Genomic DNA, 16,314 nt, shown 5'->3' with positions numbered 1-16,314 from the left:
CACAGGGGGTTTCCTACTGGAAAGGTTACGCTGTAAAAGGGGTATTATCCTGTTCGAATCAGGCAAACCTGTGAGTTTAATCTAAACTTCCCCCTATCAATTCAAAATCGTACAACGCCGTTGTATCTTTAAATACACTGCCCGTTGCAATCATATTTAATTTATGGTTTGTTTTTTTACCACTAGCCATATCTTTTATCTTTACTTCGTAATCCATTTTTATAGCCACCTTACCTTTTTCAGTTTCATAGATAAACAATAAAGCATCAGAGGCATTTTTGTTTCGTTGTTGTTCTTTCGATTGCAACAGAATTGCCTGCGGGGTTCGTAGTTTTTCTGGCAGTTGCTCCCAGAACTCTACTGGCAAGCTAATTCCTTGATTCTGTTTGCTATCTCGTAAGGCGTGTAGAATATCGCTATCACGCACCGCAATTACTGCACTTTGGGGCGTTTTATCAAGGGCGGTTAATTTATCAATCACATCTTCCGATAGCACGCCCACATATTTCATTTGCCCACGGGCTATTTTTTCGCTTGCGACCGTATCCACCATTTCTTTCATTGCAGCATTTAACATTAGCACCGCTTGTGGCCGCTGTAGCACATTTTCCACTAATAAACTGGCAAATTTAGGTTCAGCACTGGCTAGCTTTTGCATTAACACACTATCAATGCTCGCATTTCGTCCAGCTTTAATATTATCAAAATTATGCGGAGTAAAGCCGACATCCACCCCTTTAGGGACAGTAACTACTCTTGGGTTGCCAGTTCGTACGCCTACCGTTTTTTGCTCAAATTCAATTTCCGGTGTCGGGCTGACTTTTTTGCCGTCGTGTTTAAGGTCAAAATCATCTAACGCTTGCACCGTGCAATGGCAACCGTAGGCTTTAATCGGGTAGTGATATTTCCAAAATGGGTTGTCATAACGCAACACTAAGCCGTCCCACGCAACGTGCTGTGGGCGTGGGTGGGCGTTGTCGTTGTGTTGATATTCCCAATAGGGCATATCTTCGGCAAGCTCTAAATGTTGTTGTAGTCGCCCACGGTTATAAGCACCATATACATTGGTATCGTAAATAATCCGTGTTCGCCAGTTTCGCCCACCGTTATATTCCCAACCTGTTTTCGCCACAATCTCATCAAAACGCTTGCGGAAATTTTCCAGTGTTTCGCCGTTGTGAATGGCATCATCAACCGCCTTACGGAATTCGCTCAATACTTCGTTACGATTAGCCCCAGCCACCACGAAAAAATAGTCGTGTTCTTCGCCTAAAATATCGAGATAGCTGTTGGTTTTAAGATTGAGTTTTTTCTCAAAATATTTGGCTTGTTCTTCAAAGCTAAATTTACTCATTGCGTTTAGCCTTTATTTCATCTTGCACGGATTGCTTACCTGCTAATTCAGAAACTGTTGATGCCATTGCCAATAAATCGGCATATTCAGCAAAACTTAACTCTGGGATAAGGCTGTCTAATTGGCTTTGAAAATCTTCAAGACTTTCAGCTTGAGCTAATTTATCTCGTACTGCTTGCAACCAATCGTCCACAATGCCTTCGCCTTCATTTTCCAGTTGTTCTAGAATCGATACCGGCATTGGCACTTTTACTCGCCTGTTTTGAGGCTCGCTGAATTGTGGCTCCCCTCTTTGAAAAAGAGGGGCGGGGGGAGATTCCATCTCAATATCGCCCTCTTCAAAGCCATATTCACGCTCAAAATACGCCTTAGAAAAACGCACTCCCATTTCATGCAGTTTTCTATCTCGTTCAACTTGTTCAGTATTGATTGCCTCTTGCTCGTAAAACTCAAAAGTCGGCAGCTGTTCCACGCTGAAATTGTATTTCACAATCCATTGCAAAAGCGTGTTAAAGGTTGCTTCAATAATGGCTTGGTCGTCCGAGCGAATATCTTCCATCACTTCCAATCCGGCTTGGGCAGATGCTCGGTTAGTTTCTTGCTCGGTGGTTTGGTTTTGTCCTAATAAGGCAATATTGATCTCCGCTTTGCAGAAATTCAGGAATTTTTCAAAGGCATCGGTGCTTGCCGATTTTCCGGCTGCCTCTTTAATATCGACCGTACTATCTTCCGGAATAACAGCGATTGCAGAGCCAATCATTGCCTCTAGGCTGTCAGCCAAGCGGTCTTTATCTGCTTGGTGTGCTTGGCGTGGATGTTTGCCAATCAGCCACGGCGAACCGTATTTTTCAGTAAATTCCAACCAGTATTTAAAACCGCCTTTTTTGAAAGTCGCCGCCCAAAAGCAGAGAGATAAATCGCCTAAACCGTAAGGATTATCCTGTGTTGCCTCTTGGGTGGTAATTAAGAACTTATCTTCCGGTAATAATTCTCCGTTTAACACATCCTCTTTGGTACGAAAGCGGAGTTGATTATCTTCATCAAACACAAACCATTCCGGCTTTTTGCCGATAATTTGGGTCGGCACAAATAAGCCGTCACGCTCGCCCCATACCACTTCACTGATTTGATAGCCGTACAAAGCCGCATTGAGCATTTCAGTGATGATATTATTCATCGGCAAGCACTCAAAAATGTGGTAAATCTGCTCGTCCACCTTTTCATTATTCGTGGTGGTAATTCGCCATTCTAAGCCCTTAATTGCAGCTTTACGACGGCGTACACCAGAGCGGACTTGCCCGTCTGAAAGCAATTCCCGATAAACTGAAATGTCTTTCCCCATTCGTTTTAAAATTGGGTCTGGGTTAGGCAGGTAATAGCCAAATGCCCAGTAATCAATACTTCTTGCTCGGGTGGCAATTTCCGTGATCAAGTTTTTCTTTTTCGCCATTGTTAATATCCTTCACTTAATTTTCGGCTACGTCGTGGTTTTCGGCTTACCGGTGCAACCGGCATTTGCACTAACTGACGGCTGGCGTAATGTGCCAACAGTAACGAGATTGCAGTATCGCCGTGGCGTTTGTTTTTGCCGTCTGCACTTTTGGTGCGTTTGTCCGGTATGCGTGGCACGCCTTTAACCACTTGAAATGATCGCAAATCAGCCAAAATATCCGCATCTTTCGGTATATCTTCCAACTCGCCGTCTTCCAATGCCGCCTTAAATGGTGCGGTGTGTTCCCGATACCATTTTTCGGAAAGCTGAACACAATCAATCAAGGTGCTAAATTCATCTCGTGCAGACTCGGCAAGGTAGCCGCCGTTCCCACGTGCATCAAATGCACCACCGGCAAAATGGGGCAAGCGTTTAAGAATAAACAGCACAATTTGCTCTTGTTGCTTGTAAGGCATATTGCCCAGCTCAACAATAAAAGCGACTTTTCGCACAAGGTTTTGTTGTTGAGCAAGCACCACAAGGGAGGTCATATCGCCACTTCGGGCAAAGTCTTCGCCCATAAAATGTAATAAATTCGGGTCAAGCCGGTTTAAAATCGGCTCAAGTTCTAATTCACACCATTCGGCGATTTCTGCATAACGGGTCGGTTCGGGGATTAGGCTAAATCCGTCTTTAGCGGTAAAACGGATAACAGGCGTATCTTCACTCATTTGTCGCTCAATCAAGGCACGAGAAAGCCATAAGCCTGAACCAAACTTCGGCACACAGAAGTATTCTTCCAAGGCATCTTCTTCGCTTGCGGTATCGTTGAGTAGGTTTTCAATCCATTCCTGTTCCTTTTCCGGTGACCACGATTGCTTGGAAACTTGGCAAATACGTTGATATAAGCCTTCAGCACAAGCATCATCAAGAGTAATAGTGTGGATTGAATACCGTTTTTTACCTGCTCGGCTATCCAAAATCAGCTCATTAAACAGGTTGTCCGAACCGTTATGGGTAGAGATAAGCCGTACTTTCGCCCCCCACATTGTGAGAGCTAACGCTGCTTTTAATACTTCGGCAAGATATTCGTGGAAAGCCGCCTCATCAATGACCACTACCCCCTGCATACCACGCAGATTTTTCGGGTTGCTGGAGAGAGCCTTGATTTTAAAACCGCTTGAGAAGTAGATCACATAGGTCAGAATATCTTTATCTTCATCATTGAAAATTTCTTCCTGAATTTGACCGCTTGCACGATTAAATTTACTTGCCCACATCGCACAGGCATCAATAAATTCCCGAGCCATCTCTTTATTTGAGCCAATATAAAACACATCAGAGCCACCGTCTGCTTTGGTGCGACTGGCAATCAACACATCATCTGCCGCTTCTGCCCACGTTAAACCGGTACGTCGGGATTTTTCCGCAATTTTGAGCTGACTGTTATCGGCAATCCAACGCTTTTGATAGCCAAGTAATAACTCATTCGGATCAAAGGGGATAAATTCAGGTAATGTCATTAGGCAATTCCCAGTATTTCAGCTTTCAGTTGTGCGACGGTACTTTGTGACAATCCGGCTTGCACCACCACTTTTTCAGCGGTTTCAGCCGCTTGTTGTGCCACCTCTTTGCGGATAGCCTGCTCACGTTTAAAACTCAAACTTTCCGCTTGTTCTAAACGTTGGATTGCCGACGAAAGCAAAGCAAGTTGTTTCGGCTCAATACCACCTTCTTGTTCGCCTAATTTCAACGAGGTTTCAAAGGCAATCTGCTTGACCATTTCCATCAAGGTTTTGCCAATATCCGTTTGTGGCATTTCGCCAAATTGTTTCGTCCAGATTTCAGCGACTTCACGGGCATTGCGGATTCTTGCACCCAGCGTTTCCATTCGGCTGGCATAGCGGTTTAAGCCTGTTTTGCTTAACAGCATTTCATCAGGTAAGCCACAATCACGGATTAGGTCATTGATTTCTTCCAGAATTTGCGATTGCGGGTACTGCTTATCACGCAACATCATTGCCAGTTGGGTTTTGATATTGGGTGGCAATAAATCCACTTTTGATGCTCGACCACGAGTATTTTTTTCGGTCATTTAAACGCTCCTTTTATATCGTTTAAACAGCGTTTAAATTTTAGGGCGTGGGCGTTTAACACCAGCTACCACAACACGTCCTTGAGCGACATCTAAGCCACGTTGGGTAATACTCGCCACCATATAACCATTACGCAAACGCTCTAAGGTAAGTAAACCTTGTTCTTCCAACCACGTTAAATGGGTGCGGATTAAATCACGGCTAATATCGTGCCCATACAAATCTAAACAATCACTAATAATGGATTCATTAGCGTCGTAACCGGCTTCAGCAAGGGAGCGTAAAATTACAAGCCGTTGGTCTTGGGTTAATAGCTCTTTTAATGCCATCTCATCATTCCTTTAATTTTGCTTCTAGCAGTAAACTCAACTGGTGGCTGATACTATCCACCTGTTTTGAGGTGGCTTTAGTATCGCCTTTTACATCAGTTACCAATGTTTTTATTCTTTCCACATCAACTGCACTAGGTAGATTTTCCACCTTGTTTTCTAGCATCGTAAGGCGGTTATCGTGGCTTTTTGCCACTTCCAGCAGTTGCCCTACATCGTTTTTCTTGGCGTATTTGCTATCCATTTTCAACCAGAACGCCCCGACAATAAGGGCGATAAAAGTCGAAATTACACCAAAGTTTGTGCGGATAAATTCCCAAAAAGAAGTCAGTAAATCCATTATGTTCGCCCCTTTCTTGCACGTCCGACTGGGTTTTCAATCCCTTGCTTAATTGCTTCTCTTAAAAGGTTATGCCGAGTTTTAAGTTCGGGTTGTTGGCGATAAAATTGCCATAACTGCCAACGTTTACGTACTTTCTTTAAATATTTCATTTACGTTTCCCTAATTTTCCTAACCACGCAAAAAAGCGTTTAATTAGCTTGACCAGTTTTAACAATGCCAGCAATGTGTTCATTTAAAGCCCCCTTAATTTTAGCTTGATAACTTGTTACCACTCCTTTAGCAGTAGTTGCACCGAAAAGATAAATTAAGACGTGATTTAATAGGCTCTCAGCGTAAGATTGTTGCGTTACTACGGCATAAATCATCAAACCAAACACGCATAATGTGCCGATAAACTGTACGGTGCTGGTGGTAGAAAGTGTGCCATTGGTTGAGAGTAGTTCTTTAAGTAGTTTTGTCATTTTTAAACCTCATTATCTTGTGCTGCATATTCCAAGTTGCCCGCTACACGATTTACCCAGCCTTTACCAAAGGTTGAGAAATTACGTAATTTCGTATAAAACTTCAGACGTTCGGCGTTAAACAACATTAAAAGATCACTTTCAGATTTGGAGTTAATAGCTTGTAGGGTAATGTTGCCGATAATGCCGTCATCAACCACACCTGCTGCACGCTGTAGCATACGACTAGCATTACCCAAGCCGTGATTAACCGCAGCATCAAAGAATTGATAGGCTAAAGATGGCGTAAATTGCTCACATTTATAGCGTTGCCAAAAGGCTTTTTGGTAGATATTGAAAGCCTGCTCACGGGTCATATTCTTCATTGCCGAAATGTAACCGTTAGCGACAGCAGTGCGTTTGGTAATCCCCCAGTTGGTTTCTCCACCCGGGTCTTGTGGGTGATTGACATAACCGCCCTCGTGTCCGATTAAGCGGTCAAAAATTTGGCGAAAGGTAAGATGTTGAGACATAAAAAACTCCGGTTATTAAGGATTACTTGATAACCGGAGTTTAGTAAAATAGGCGTTAAATTGATTTTAAACTGGTTTAAAGAATATGAAGTCTAGTTATTCATATTGTCTAAAATAGTCTAGATTAAATAATGGACACCAATCAACGTTATTTTCTACAGCAAGAGCCTGTATTTGTTCTTTCCAAGAACCAAAGTATTCTCCCCTCTCTATTGGATGGTTTTCGAGCTTTTTACACGGGATAACATAGCTTTTTTCTGGTTGCTCTTTAGGTCGATCGCTATCTGACAGCACTAAATAAATAGATTGAGTCCTATAATAGGCATCCTTAAATAATTTATTTGTTAAAGATAAGCAATGCGATTTTGCATTGAGGCATTGGCAAGCACTTTGATAGCACTCTAATATTGAACCTAAGCTATAATAACCTGAGCCTGTATATAATCGCCCAGCAATAAAAATTTGTTTAGTAGTCCATCCATCAACATAACGTAATAAAAGTAAGGCTCTTGCGGCTTGTTCAGGTGTTCTACCAAATACACTCGTATAAATAGTATCTTTATCTAACTCATATGATGAAAATTTTAGTGCTCCAGAAGCAATAGATAGTGCCATTTTAAAATAAGGGCTTTTTGTTTTTGCAAAAACAATAACCAGTAAATTTGACTTTGATAATTCAATAGGATCTTCATATTGGCTATTTTGATTGTTTAACTCAGTAATCTCTGCTTTCATAATCCCTTCCGACTATATTATTTGAGAGAATTATAAACAAAAAGCCCTGAAAAAGATCAGGGCGATGAAAAATAATTTACATTTCAAACATATTTATCTGCCTACGGGCAATTTCATCTTTATGGATACGTTTAACAATCTTATACACCCATTGCATTGACACGCTATACTTACGAGCCAGCTCTCTGTGGTTGTTGCCATTAAATTCATTATAAATTTTCATATCTCGCTCATTAAGAGCCATCAATAAATTGCGAGGGATATAAATTACCTCTCCACCCCAGTTTTGAGCAATCCGCTGTGCAATATCAATGCCTACCTGTTTTGCCTGTTCGGGGCTAAATTGATGTTTTTCTTCTAATTCCGTTTCAATATGCTTGGCTAAATCGGCTAACACTTCTGGGGCTTTTTCTTCAAAAATATCCACTAATTCCATTGTTTATTTCCTATCCAAAAACCATTTTCGATTATTGTATAAAAAACCATTTCTATTTTGTGAAATATTTTTTTAAACTCAATCTTAAAACCCGTTTAAAGCCTGTTTAAATCAGGTTTTATCGCACTTTCAAAAAGTTAAAAAGCCACCTTCCGGTGGCTTGTGTTATTTGGGGTTATGGGCTAACCAAATCTGATATTCAGGACTATCTTTTACAACTTCCTCTCGCCCTAAATCAATATACCGCTGCACATAAGCAATGGCGTTGCGGATTTTTTCTAATTTAGCTTGCTCGGCTTTTACGGTTTCATTTTCTGTTTTCCCTGTTCGCACGACGGCAAAATGCACTTTCTGAGTTTCATAAACCGATTTCAAATAGTTATGGCTATTAAGCGGTTCGATTTTTTGCCCTGTTTGCAAGGCTTGCTGCCGTTTTTTACGTATACTTGCAACAGTCTCCGATAAGGCTTGAGCCAATAATAGCGAGCAAGGGTATAGATCTAATACATCGTTTAAAATCTTCAACGCACGGGCGTTGTTAAGGTTGCTTTTTAGTGGCTTAAATAAGCCTAAGTAATTTACCAACGGTTGAGCTACACCGTGCGTTAATTGGCTGATTTTACCGAGTAATTCACGCCCTGCTTCATCTTCGACTAGAGATTCTAAATGTATATCACTATGGCAAACTGGGCATCTACATAGTTTCATTGTAAGCCACCACCATTAAATCGTAATCTTTTCCAACTGCCAGAAAACCTTTTTCTTCCAATGCCTTTTTCATCACCCGCATATGCCACTTTTTCAGAATTTCAAGTATTTTAACGGCATCATTACCGTCTAAAGCTCCTACATTTAGCACTAATATTGAGCGGTTTTTGTTAATTACTTTTCTTACATAAGCATTTAAGGCTTGCTCACTGCTATCACGTAAAAAGCCGTGTTTGCCCATCGTAATCCAAATAGCACGGATTTTATGCACGATCTCACTTTTCACTTTGGTTTCACCAGTGGCAGGGCTGTAAGCGGTCGGTTTTTTGCCACGTTTTACAAAATATTTTACTTTTGCTCCTTTACCCTGTAATTCGTGCAAAATCTTGTGTAATTCCACCACCGTGCATTTTGTTGAGCTGGTTTTATTTGTCAGCCGTTTGAGTAGCTCTCGGTAGCTCAAATCGTCCATTGCCAGCTGTGATTTGGCAATATGGATCAGCTGTATTAGTTTGGCTTTATCTGTCATTGTTTTCTCCTGTAAAACACATTATTCAACCCTTTCTTCTTCATTCCCCCTCTTTAATAAAGAGGGGGCTAGGGGGAGATTTAAAAGGGCTGTAAATGGGTTTTAAACAAAACTCTCCAATTTGGTTTCGTCCACAAATTCCAATACCGTATCACCTGCAATTTTTAACAATGCACTGAATTGGCTTTCCAAATACTCAGTAAAAGCAAGGGATTTACCGGCAAAATTTGGAGCGTTTAACTGTTTGCTTACATCACCATATTCAACAAAACGCATTGAACGGATTTTTAAATTACCGTCCAACTTAAAATGCACGGGAAAATTTCCTTCGTCATATCGCATTTTTGCGGATTGCACTCTAAAGCCGTTATTTAATGCTTCAAGTGCTTTATTTTTCCCTTTTTCGCTATCTAGGTGGCGACAAGTCAAAAATGTTTCATCACTTTCTTCACGATTACCTAACGTAGTCTCGTGTTCAAAATTTAAGAATTTAAACATCGGCTTACCTTCAGATAAGTAATCTTTTAGACGTGTGTTTAAACCGAGTTTTTCATCTGATACCACCACACTTCTAAATCCGGCTAAACCAAATAATTTAATCAAATGATGAAGTGCTAATTTGCTGTGTTTAGAGCGACTATTCGTTATCAATAGTTCTTTTTCGGGGCTATAAAAGATATTTACTAGCTCAGATGAAAACGGCACCATATGAAAGAGTTCCAATTCGGCTTGGATACGCCATTCTTTTTCATTGCTGGGTGGCACTAAATCAGGGCGAGCCTTGAACTCTTGTTTTAACTCATAAATTTTTGCGGTCAGCAACTCCTTGGTAACTTTCTTAAAAGTGGTTCTCATCGTAAAGAACAAGCCATTTTCAAGTTCTTGCACTTTATTACCGGTCATCGGATTTTTCACAATCTCCACTTGGGTATGGCTATCGCCCAAATCAATTTCTGCTTGTTCTAATACCTCTCTGATATTGTCAGTGGGGAACTTAATGCTGAAAATATGGCATTGGTTCATTTGGATAAAATCACTGTTTTTCATTTTTAACTCCTAGTTTGGTTGTTAATGTGTATGCAGTTTACGATTAGCCGTAAATAACTTTAAATGCACCTTTGGTAACATATCCTGCACTGTACTAAGATGCACACCGCTGCGAATAAAATCACGCTGGTTTAAATACTTTTGAGCCTGTATAAGTTGCATTACCGCCTCATTTAACTGACTGTTAAGCTCGCTTTTTTCTCTTTCGGTCATCATTTATCCTCCTCAAACGGTCTTTGGTGCATTCTTTTACAAAATTCAGCTCGTTGCTCCGCCCAATCACGGTTAGCGGTCTTTTTTGCTGATAGTTTTGCAACTTCCCAGTTGTCTTTTGCCTCCTCATAATTGCCCTTACGTTCAGCTTCTGCTGCTTTCTCGGCATAATGTTGATAGCGATTAAATTTCGCCTCTGTTGGTTTCAGTTTCATATTTTCTCCTGTCGGTTTAAAACACATTACTAAAGCCCCTCAAAGCGAGGTTTAAAGGGCTTTTAAATGGGCTTTAAATTTCCTGCTCAAACGGCTTGATAATAAATTCTTCTTCGCCAGATTTAATGTTAATGCCCTCAATCGCAGCTACCGCTTGTGGGTCGGTTAAAACTGCCTCTTTGTTTACCTCTTGCTTGGTGCGGATAAATTGGTGTAGTCCAAAGTTTTCTAATAATTCAATTACGCTTTCCGCATTTCGCACGCTTACTGACGGCGGTTTTACTCGCCATTGCACTTCGCCTGTAATAAATGAGCCTGTTTTGCATTTGCCGTTATCGGTTAATTCATTACGATGCACCTCACACCACATCTGTACACCTTTTTGCATTGGTTTTAGGTCATCTTTAATGGTTTCTAATAACGGGGCATAGCGTTCCGAAATAGCTGCCAGTTCATCATTCATTTCGGTGCTTAATCGCAATAGCTCTCGCTGTTTATCGCCGATTTCTTTAATTGCACTTTGCACTTCATCTCGGCTTTGATAAATCGCACTTTGCGTTGCTGATTTCATTCGGGTTTTAGTAGTTTGTTTTGCCATTGTTTTCTCCTAGTTAGTTAATTGCTGCTTGTCGCCACCACACCCTTATGCCTTCCAGCATTGTGTAATAGCCTTCCCATCTGCCTAAATCTTCGCTTTTGCCGAAGCTGTAGCGGTATGCTTTGCCTTCATAAATCAAGGTTTGTGCGATATGTTTGTTGTTACCGAGCTCAACCTCAATGCGTGGTTTAATGCGGGTAAAATCAATGTTTAGCACCGTAAAGCCAAGGCTATTTAGCTGAATAATCGCTTTTTGCGTCTGTTTTAAGAATTTGCACGCCACTTGGTTGGTGCGGTTAATGCTGTGTTTTGGTTTTAGGCGTTTCATTGTTACTCTCCTTTGCCAAGCAATTCTTGACGGGCTTTGATAATTAAATCAGCGGTAATTAGGGTTTCCGATCCTTTCGCCACCATTCCGGCAAGGCGTAGGGTTTGGGTTAAAATTCGCAAACCGCCACCAGTTTCGGTAATACTTTGCATTACTTTGAGTGCATCTTCGTCGCTATCTAATCCCCACGCTTTGGCAACCGCTTTGGTGTCTGCCTGTTTGGTTTTTTGGATACTGGTATTTTTTGCCACTCGGCTCCACAATCTGGCATATTCGTGGTGGGGGCTAATGCCGCCTTTCATTCGGGTGTACACTTTGTCGTTACCCACCAGCACTAAACCGATATTTGCTTCTTCTTGCATAATGCGGAGTTCTTCCAACGCCTCGTAAGGTAAGTGGTCGGCTTCATCAATAATCAGCAAGCCTTCTGTGCCTGTGATTTTGCGTGCAATTAAGCGTGATAATGTGCCTTTACGGCGTGGTGCATCAGATAAGCCAAGCTCTAGGGCAATTTCGTATAAAATCTCACTTAAACTTGCACGGCTTGGGCTTGCCGTAACCAGCCACACATTAGCCCGACCTTTTTTAAACTCCTGAATGGCTTTGGTTTTGCCTACGCCCGACATTCCATAAACGGTTGCCATACAGTTAGCGATTTGGGCAAATTCCAACGTTTTAAAAATTTGGCGAGCCGTTGCGGTTTCGATAAATGCCGGTGCTTCTACAAATTCACGAGCTTGCACTTCTTTTTTCTCAAAATAAGCGGTCAATTTTGCTTCTAAATTTGCAATATCGCCTTGGTAGTTACCGTTTAAATAGGCGGATAATGCCCCTGCGTTAATCCCACTTTCTTTGGCAAGTCTTGCCTGTGATATGCCGTTATCGGCGATATGTTGTTTGATTTGGTCGATTAGTGTCATAATAGTGTCCCGTCTTTTATTTGGAGGATGTATGTTTAACTTATTAAAATTGCCAACTGACTTTGATGCTCAAGAGTTAGAAGGTGCTGCTGAATATGCCTTTGATATTTGTTTTAAAGGCTGGCAGACCGAGGACTTTGAGAAACTTTCTGTTTTAATAAAATCAAAGATAGGCATTGATAAATATCTTGAACAGGAAGAAAGCACTTATCGCCCTTATTGGCTGTCTGTCTACGCTCTTCCAGAGAAAGAACGCAAAAAGATAAAAAGTGAGCTAAAAGATCATCGTTCATTGGTATTGGTTTACGCTTACTGGCGGTTGGTAACTGGCTCATTAGTGGTTCAAAATAGGCTACTAGAGCTTGAAACGCTTCGGACTTCGTCAGCTCAGAAAGTTGCTGATACTTCTCTGAGTTTTTTAAGTAATCTAAATCAGCTTTTAGACGATGTACCCGTTTGGTGCGATAAGATGCCTGTGCCTTCGCCATTTCTTGATGAGAATGGTAAAGAGATTCATCACATTTATGATTTACCTGAATATTCATTTGTAACTCCTTAAGAGGGGTTTAAACCCTGTTTAAATGTGGCTTTAAATGTTTAAATAACGTTTAAAGCCTCGTTATTTTGTCCGTTTTAGCATTGACACGCCTCGCATAAAGGCTTGGTCAAACTCGCTGATTTCTTCTGTTTCAACTACTGTTTCCGATTTACGGACGGCGTTGAAGTCGAATAAATGTTCTTCTACGATTTCCGCCTCGATTGGGGCTTTCGGCTCTTTGGCAAAATCATTTAGCACTTCCATAAACCGTTCTTCAAATTCCACATCAGGGTGGTAATTCGATAGCTCCATCTCTTCTGCTGCCATTCGGGCTTTAATCGCTTTCTCTTGATTGCGAACCCATTCACGCATTTTGCGGTTGTATTCACGCCCTGCTTGGCTATCGCCGAAACCAACTTTCTCCGTTGCCTGTGCCTCGCCTAGGTATTCGCCTGTCAGTGCATAAACCCACACTTTGTTATGGAGATCGGCTGGGTCATATCGCACCACCACTTTATGATGTTGCGAACCAATCAGCTCTACACACTCATAACGGTTTTTATTACTGCCAATCTTGCCGGCATTCAGTTTGAATGTGCCGTCTGGCTTTAATGTTGCCTCTTCGTGTAACGTGAGCAGAATACGCAGTTGTGATTGCGTAATAGGGCGTTTTTCAGCCTCTGCCCAATCTCGTTCAAAGGCTTGTTCATAGCTCATTTGCCCTGCACAGATTTCACTTAGGCGGTTTTCCACGTTGTTCCACTGTGCAATGCCTTGTTCTAACGCCATAATAAAAGTGGCATAATCGACAGGCTGCTCTGAACCGTTTTTGCCGTCATAATCAGGCTTTTCATAAGCATTTGCCCCAGCGTAAGCCCCTGCCAATAAAATATGCTTATCCACATAATCGCCTAAACCGCCGTGTGAAAAGGCACGCTCAACGGGCTTGGCTTGCCCTCGTCCTTTGCCAAATTGAATACTTGTCCAATGTAGCTGTATGCCGAGAGCTGGGATAATCCCTTGCACTTCATCTTCTTTAACGGTGTAGCGGTAACGGTTTTTAATGCCGCCTGTCATCTTCTTATTCGCTGCCGCACGAGTGTTATCAATGGTTAAATGTTTCGGTAAGCCGTAACGGCTGATAACATCTAACAAGGCAAGGCGAATAGTGTCGGTGTTCTCTGATTTATCCGTTCTTGCCGCCAAAATTTTACGGGTGCGGACATCTTGCCAGATCCAACTTTTTGGACGTTTGATTTCGCCGTCAGGAAAGCGTACCCATACATTGTGTTGATAGCCGTCGCCGTTAATCCATTCCATCGCTTGTAGCATTGCCACTGTTCGCACCTGTGATGGATAAAGTCGGCTCATTGCATAAGTGCCGCCTCTACGATAAGTTGCCTCAATTTGGCTGGCCTCTCGCTCCATTTTGCGTTTTAGGCTAGAGACGGCAGGAATAACCCAACCCTGTAAAGCAGCGGTTTCTTTTAAAATTTGATAGCAGTGGTTAAAGGTACGTTGCTCTCGGCTGTAGTAACTGTTTTTGAAAAACTTCCAAGCCTCTTCACTCATTTCCGCCACGTTTTTACTGGCTTTACCACTATTGCAGAGCATTAACGGCAACCAGTCTTGACGGGGAGCATCTTTCACCCGATACCACCAATTTTTTAAAGAGCCAACAGTCAGTGGTTTTTCGCCACGCTGTAATTCTGCATTTTGCTTACCTGCCACCATTTCAATCGCTTGCAGTAAGTTCGTGCCTGTTTCGACTAAACTCGCTATAGCAAACATTGCACCGAGCTTAGCTTTCGCTTTTTCTTGAGCCATTACTGAGGCTTCGTCCCACATCTGCCACAACTCATTGCTTGCAAGCGGTCGAATTTCTTCGATTTTTCGCACTTCCACTGCGGTTTGCTGTGGGGCAGTTTTCAGCAAAATTTCTTGTTGGATTTCTAGGGGGAGTGTGCTGAAAGCATACTCAACACCACCGCCACGTCCTTGCCGTTTTTGAGATTGCCAGTTTTCCCTAACGGCTTTTTCTAATACATTTTTATGAGCACTCGGCAAGCTAGATAACTTAAAACTTAATAATTCAGCCACCGAATAGTGCGTTTTTAAACTTAGTTTTTCCATAAATGTTCCTTTTTGTAACTTTTATGGGTAGAATTAAAACTTATTCGTTAAAGTTGGTCGTCGATTACGTTCAATTCGTTCTGCATTTCGCCTTGCCCAGATAATTTCTGGAGCAACGCCAATCGCATTAGCGATTAAACGTTCCATCTTTGGGTAAGGCTTATCTAAAGCCGATTTCAGCGTGTTATGACTAACATTGCCTGCTTTTGCCAAAGAACGAAGTGACCAACCTTTTTTACGAAGTTCCGCAAGAATATCGGCTCGATGCCAATCACTCTGTGCGGTTTTTTTAACGTCGCTAAATACACTCATTTGATACACTCCTTTTTATCTATTTGATGTGTGTATTAAAACGTAAAAGTTATTTAAAGTCAAACGTAAATGTTAAAAAATATTAAAATAATTGCGTAAATGTTTTTATTTTTAATTAAATCAAACAGTTACGTTTATGTTTTACAGGTAAAAGTTTTATAGAGGAAACGTAAAAGATGGCTAAACCAAACATTTACGATCAGGAATTCTCAAAAAGAATGCAAAGTTTGATTTCTCAATATGGGGGAAATGTATCGGCATTTGCTCAAAAACTTGAGGTTTCGCCACCAACAGTAACAAGATGGATAAAAGGAGAGGCTGATCCATCAAGAACCAACTTAATTAAAATTTCTGAAGTTTTAAATGTGAATTTAGAATGGCTTGCAACAGGAAAAGGAAATCAATCGAAAGCCACACAAAGCATTGCAGAAAAAGCATTTGAGAGAATGGAAAAGGCTGAAAACGAAATGATTTCAATGATTGATAGTTTTTTCTCTATCAATGTTTCAGCAGGTTTTGGTAGCTTTAACGAGGGCGTAACCCAACCGGACGGGCAAGAGCCTTACTCCAGCGAATTACTGCAAAAATTAGGCGTTCAGGCGGAATATTGCGGAGTATTCTGGGCTGGCGGGCGTTCAATGCACCCAACCATCGCAGATGGCGACCAGATGTTAGTTTCTTTTAAACATAAAGAAGTAAGAGGTAATAATATCTACCTTGTGCAGAATGGCGACAGCGTATGGGTGAAGCGTGTGAAAGTATTGTGGGATGGAGTAGAACTGATTTCAGATAACAAAGAAGAGTACGAGCCAATTAAAATCACAACAGACGAAGCCCAAAACCTACAAATCATCGGGCAAGTGGTACACAACGGGCATTCTTTAGTTTAAACGCCATTTAAACACTACTTAAAAAATAGTTTAAATTTCTTAGTTTTTATGGTTGATTTTGCAATTTCCCCACAATTCATTATTTTTTTCTTAGTTTTACTTTTCTTCAAATAAAACAAAGGGGCTTTCATTAAAAAGCCCCGTTTTTCAATACTTCCGCCCACTTACGTCCGCAAAATTCCGCC

23 protein-coding genes are annotated in these 16,314 nt (G+C 41.4%); 2 read left to right on the top strand and 21 right to left on the bottom strand.

What is annotated here, in order from left to right:
* Positions 1–76: 76 nt before the first annotated feature.
* The 19 genes from PTQ27_RS07810 to PTQ27_RS07720 all read right to left on the bottom strand — a co-directional run bounded on the left by PTQ27_RS07810 (position 77) and on the right by PTQ27_RS07720 (position 12,256).
* Positions 77–1,354, bottom strand: a complete 1,278-nt coding sequence (locus tag PTQ27_RS07810) for a phage minor head protein (RefSeq protein ID WP_273749067.1) — start codon at positions 1,352–1,354, stop codon at positions 77–79.
* Entirely contained in the window at positions 1,347–2,804 is a 1,458-nt protein-coding gene (locus tag PTQ27_RS07805; RefSeq protein WP_273749068.1) for a DUF935 domain-containing protein, read from the bottom strand. The genes PTQ27_RS07810 and PTQ27_RS07805 overlap by 8 nt, the downstream gene beginning before the upstream one ends.
* 2 nt (positions 2,805–2,806) lie before the next feature.
* The gene (locus tag PTQ27_RS07800; RefSeq protein ID WP_273749069.1) at positions 2,807–4,309 is read right to left on the bottom strand and encodes a terminase large subunit domain-containing protein; all 1,503 of its coding nucleotides are present in this window, start codon (positions 4,307–4,309) and stop codon (positions 2,807–2,809) included.
* Complete coding sequence (locus PTQ27_RS07795) at positions 4,309–4,881, bottom strand: DUF3486 family protein (RefSeq protein WP_273749070.1); 573 nt, start codon at positions 4,879–4,881, stop codon at positions 4,309–4,311. The genes PTQ27_RS07800 and PTQ27_RS07795 overlap by 1 nt, the downstream gene beginning before the upstream one ends.
* 33 nt (positions 4,882–4,914) lie before the next feature.
* A complete protein-coding gene (locus PTQ27_RS07790) occupies positions 4,915–5,211 on the bottom strand; it encodes a VpaChn25_0724 family phage protein (protein WP_273749071.1) in 297 nt (98 codons plus the stop codon).
* Between the two features lie 4 nt (positions 5,212–5,215).
* Positions 5,216–5,551 carry a DUF2730 domain-containing protein gene (locus PTQ27_RS07785; protein ID WP_273749072.1) on the bottom strand — a complete coding sequence of 112 codons (336 nt, stop codon included), beginning with the start codon at positions 5,549–5,551 and terminating at the stop codon, positions 5,216–5,218.
* Complete coding sequence (locus tag PTQ27_RS07780) at positions 5,551–5,703, bottom strand: hypothetical protein (RefSeq protein ID WP_273749073.1); 153 nt, start codon at positions 5,701–5,703, stop codon at positions 5,551–5,553. Before PTQ27_RS07780 ends, PTQ27_RS07785 begins: the two co-directional genes overlap by 1 nt.
* 39 nt (positions 5,704–5,742) lie before the next feature.
* Entirely contained in the window at positions 5,743–6,015 is a 273-nt protein-coding gene (locus PTQ27_RS07775; protein ID WP_273749074.1) for a DUF2644 domain-containing protein, read from the bottom strand.
* A 2-nt stretch (positions 6,016–6,017) separates the two neighbouring features.
* Positions 6,018–6,527 (bottom strand): glycoside hydrolase family 108 protein, encoded by a 510-nt coding sequence (locus tag PTQ27_RS07770; protein WP_273749075.1) that lies wholly within the window; start codon positions 6,525–6,527, stop codon positions 6,018–6,020.
* Between the two features lie 96 nt (positions 6,528–6,623).
* Positions 6,624–7,262, bottom strand: coding sequence for a hypothetical protein (locus PTQ27_RS07765; protein ID WP_273749076.1), 639 nt, complete (start codon positions 7,260–7,262; stop codon positions 6,624–6,626).
* 76 nt (positions 7,263–7,338) lie between these two features.
* Complete coding sequence (locus PTQ27_RS07760) at positions 7,339–7,698, bottom strand: Mor transcription activator family protein (RefSeq protein WP_273749077.1); 360 nt, start codon at positions 7,696–7,698, stop codon at positions 7,339–7,341.
* 165 nt (positions 7,699–7,863) lie between these two features.
* A complete protein-coding gene (locus PTQ27_RS07755) occupies positions 7,864–8,406 on the bottom strand; it encodes an HI_1489 N-terminal domain-containing protein (RefSeq protein WP_273749078.1) in 543 nt (180 codons plus the stop codon).
* A complete protein-coding gene (locus PTQ27_RS07750; RefSeq protein WP_273749079.1) occupies positions 8,393–8,935 on the bottom strand; it encodes a gp16 family protein in 543 nt (180 codons plus the stop codon). The genes PTQ27_RS07755 and PTQ27_RS07750 overlap by 14 nt, the downstream gene beginning before the upstream one ends.
* 102 nt (positions 8,936–9,037) lie before the next feature.
* Positions 9,038–9,982 (bottom strand): hypothetical protein, encoded by a 945-nt coding sequence (locus tag PTQ27_RS07745; protein ID WP_273749080.1) that lies wholly within the window; start codon positions 9,980–9,982, stop codon positions 9,038–9,040.
* Positions 9,983–10,003: 21 nt separating this feature from the next.
* Positions 10,004–10,198: a hypothetical protein gene (locus tag PTQ27_RS07740; RefSeq protein WP_273749081.1), complete on the bottom strand. Its 195-nt coding sequence runs from the start codon at positions 10,196–10,198 to the stop codon at positions 10,004–10,006.
* Positions 10,195–10,410 carry an ANR family transcriptional regulator gene (locus PTQ27_RS07735; protein ID WP_273749082.1) on the bottom strand — a complete coding sequence of 72 codons (216 nt, stop codon included), beginning with the start codon at positions 10,408–10,410 and terminating at the stop codon, positions 10,195–10,197. The genes PTQ27_RS07740 and PTQ27_RS07735 overlap by 4 nt, the downstream gene beginning before the upstream one ends.
* Before the next feature lie 73 nt (positions 10,411–10,483).
* Positions 10,484–11,008 carry a host-nuclease inhibitor Gam family protein gene (locus PTQ27_RS07730; protein WP_273749083.1) on the bottom strand — a complete coding sequence of 175 codons (525 nt, stop codon included), beginning with the start codon at positions 11,006–11,008 and terminating at the stop codon, positions 10,484–10,486.
* A 13-nt stretch (positions 11,009–11,021) separates the two neighbouring features.
* Complete coding sequence (locus PTQ27_RS07725) at positions 11,022–11,336, bottom strand: HI_1482 family protein (RefSeq protein WP_273749084.1); 315 nt, start codon at positions 11,334–11,336, stop codon at positions 11,022–11,024.
* Positions 11,337–11,338: 2 nt separating this feature from the next.
* Complete coding sequence (locus PTQ27_RS07720; RefSeq protein ID WP_273749085.1) at positions 11,339–12,256, bottom strand: AAA family ATPase; 918 nt, start codon at positions 12,254–12,256, stop codon at positions 11,339–11,341.
* Between the two features lie 31 nt (positions 12,257–12,287).
* Between PTQ27_RS07720 and PTQ27_RS07715 the strand changes: the two genes are divergently transcribed.
* Positions 12,288–12,815 (top strand): hypothetical protein, encoded by a 528-nt coding sequence (locus tag PTQ27_RS07715; protein WP_273749086.1) that lies wholly within the window; start codon positions 12,288–12,290, stop codon positions 12,813–12,815.
* Positions 12,816–12,875: 60 nt separating this feature from the next.
* Here the strand turns inward: PTQ27_RS07715 and PTQ27_RS07710 are convergent, their stop codons facing one another.
* Entirely contained in the window at positions 12,876–14,927 is a 2,052-nt protein-coding gene (locus tag PTQ27_RS07710; RefSeq protein WP_273749087.1) for a transposase domain-containing protein, read from the bottom strand.
* 33 nt (positions 14,928–14,960) lie between these two features.
* Complete coding sequence (locus PTQ27_RS07705; protein WP_273749088.1) at positions 14,961–15,239, bottom strand: helix-turn-helix domain-containing protein; 279 nt, start codon at positions 15,237–15,239, stop codon at positions 14,961–14,963.
* Positions 15,240–15,415: 176 nt separating this feature from the next.
* On the opposite strand from PTQ27_RS07705, the gene PTQ27_RS07700 reads away from it, so the two are divergent.
* On the top strand, positions 15,416–16,129 hold the full coding sequence (locus PTQ27_RS07700; protein ID WP_273749089.1) for a LexA family transcriptional regulator: 714 nt from the start codon (positions 15,416–15,418) through the stop codon (positions 16,127–16,129).
* Positions 16,130–16,314 lie beyond the last annotated feature (185 nt).

The organism is Mannheimia cairinae (assembly GCF_028649535.1).
Lineage (GTDB): Bacteria > Pseudomonadota > Gammaproteobacteria > Enterobacterales > Pasteurellaceae > Mannheimia > Mannheimia cairinae.
The sequence above is the reverse complement of the archived record's forward strand: the minus strand, read 5'-3'. Positions and strand labels throughout refer to the sequence as shown.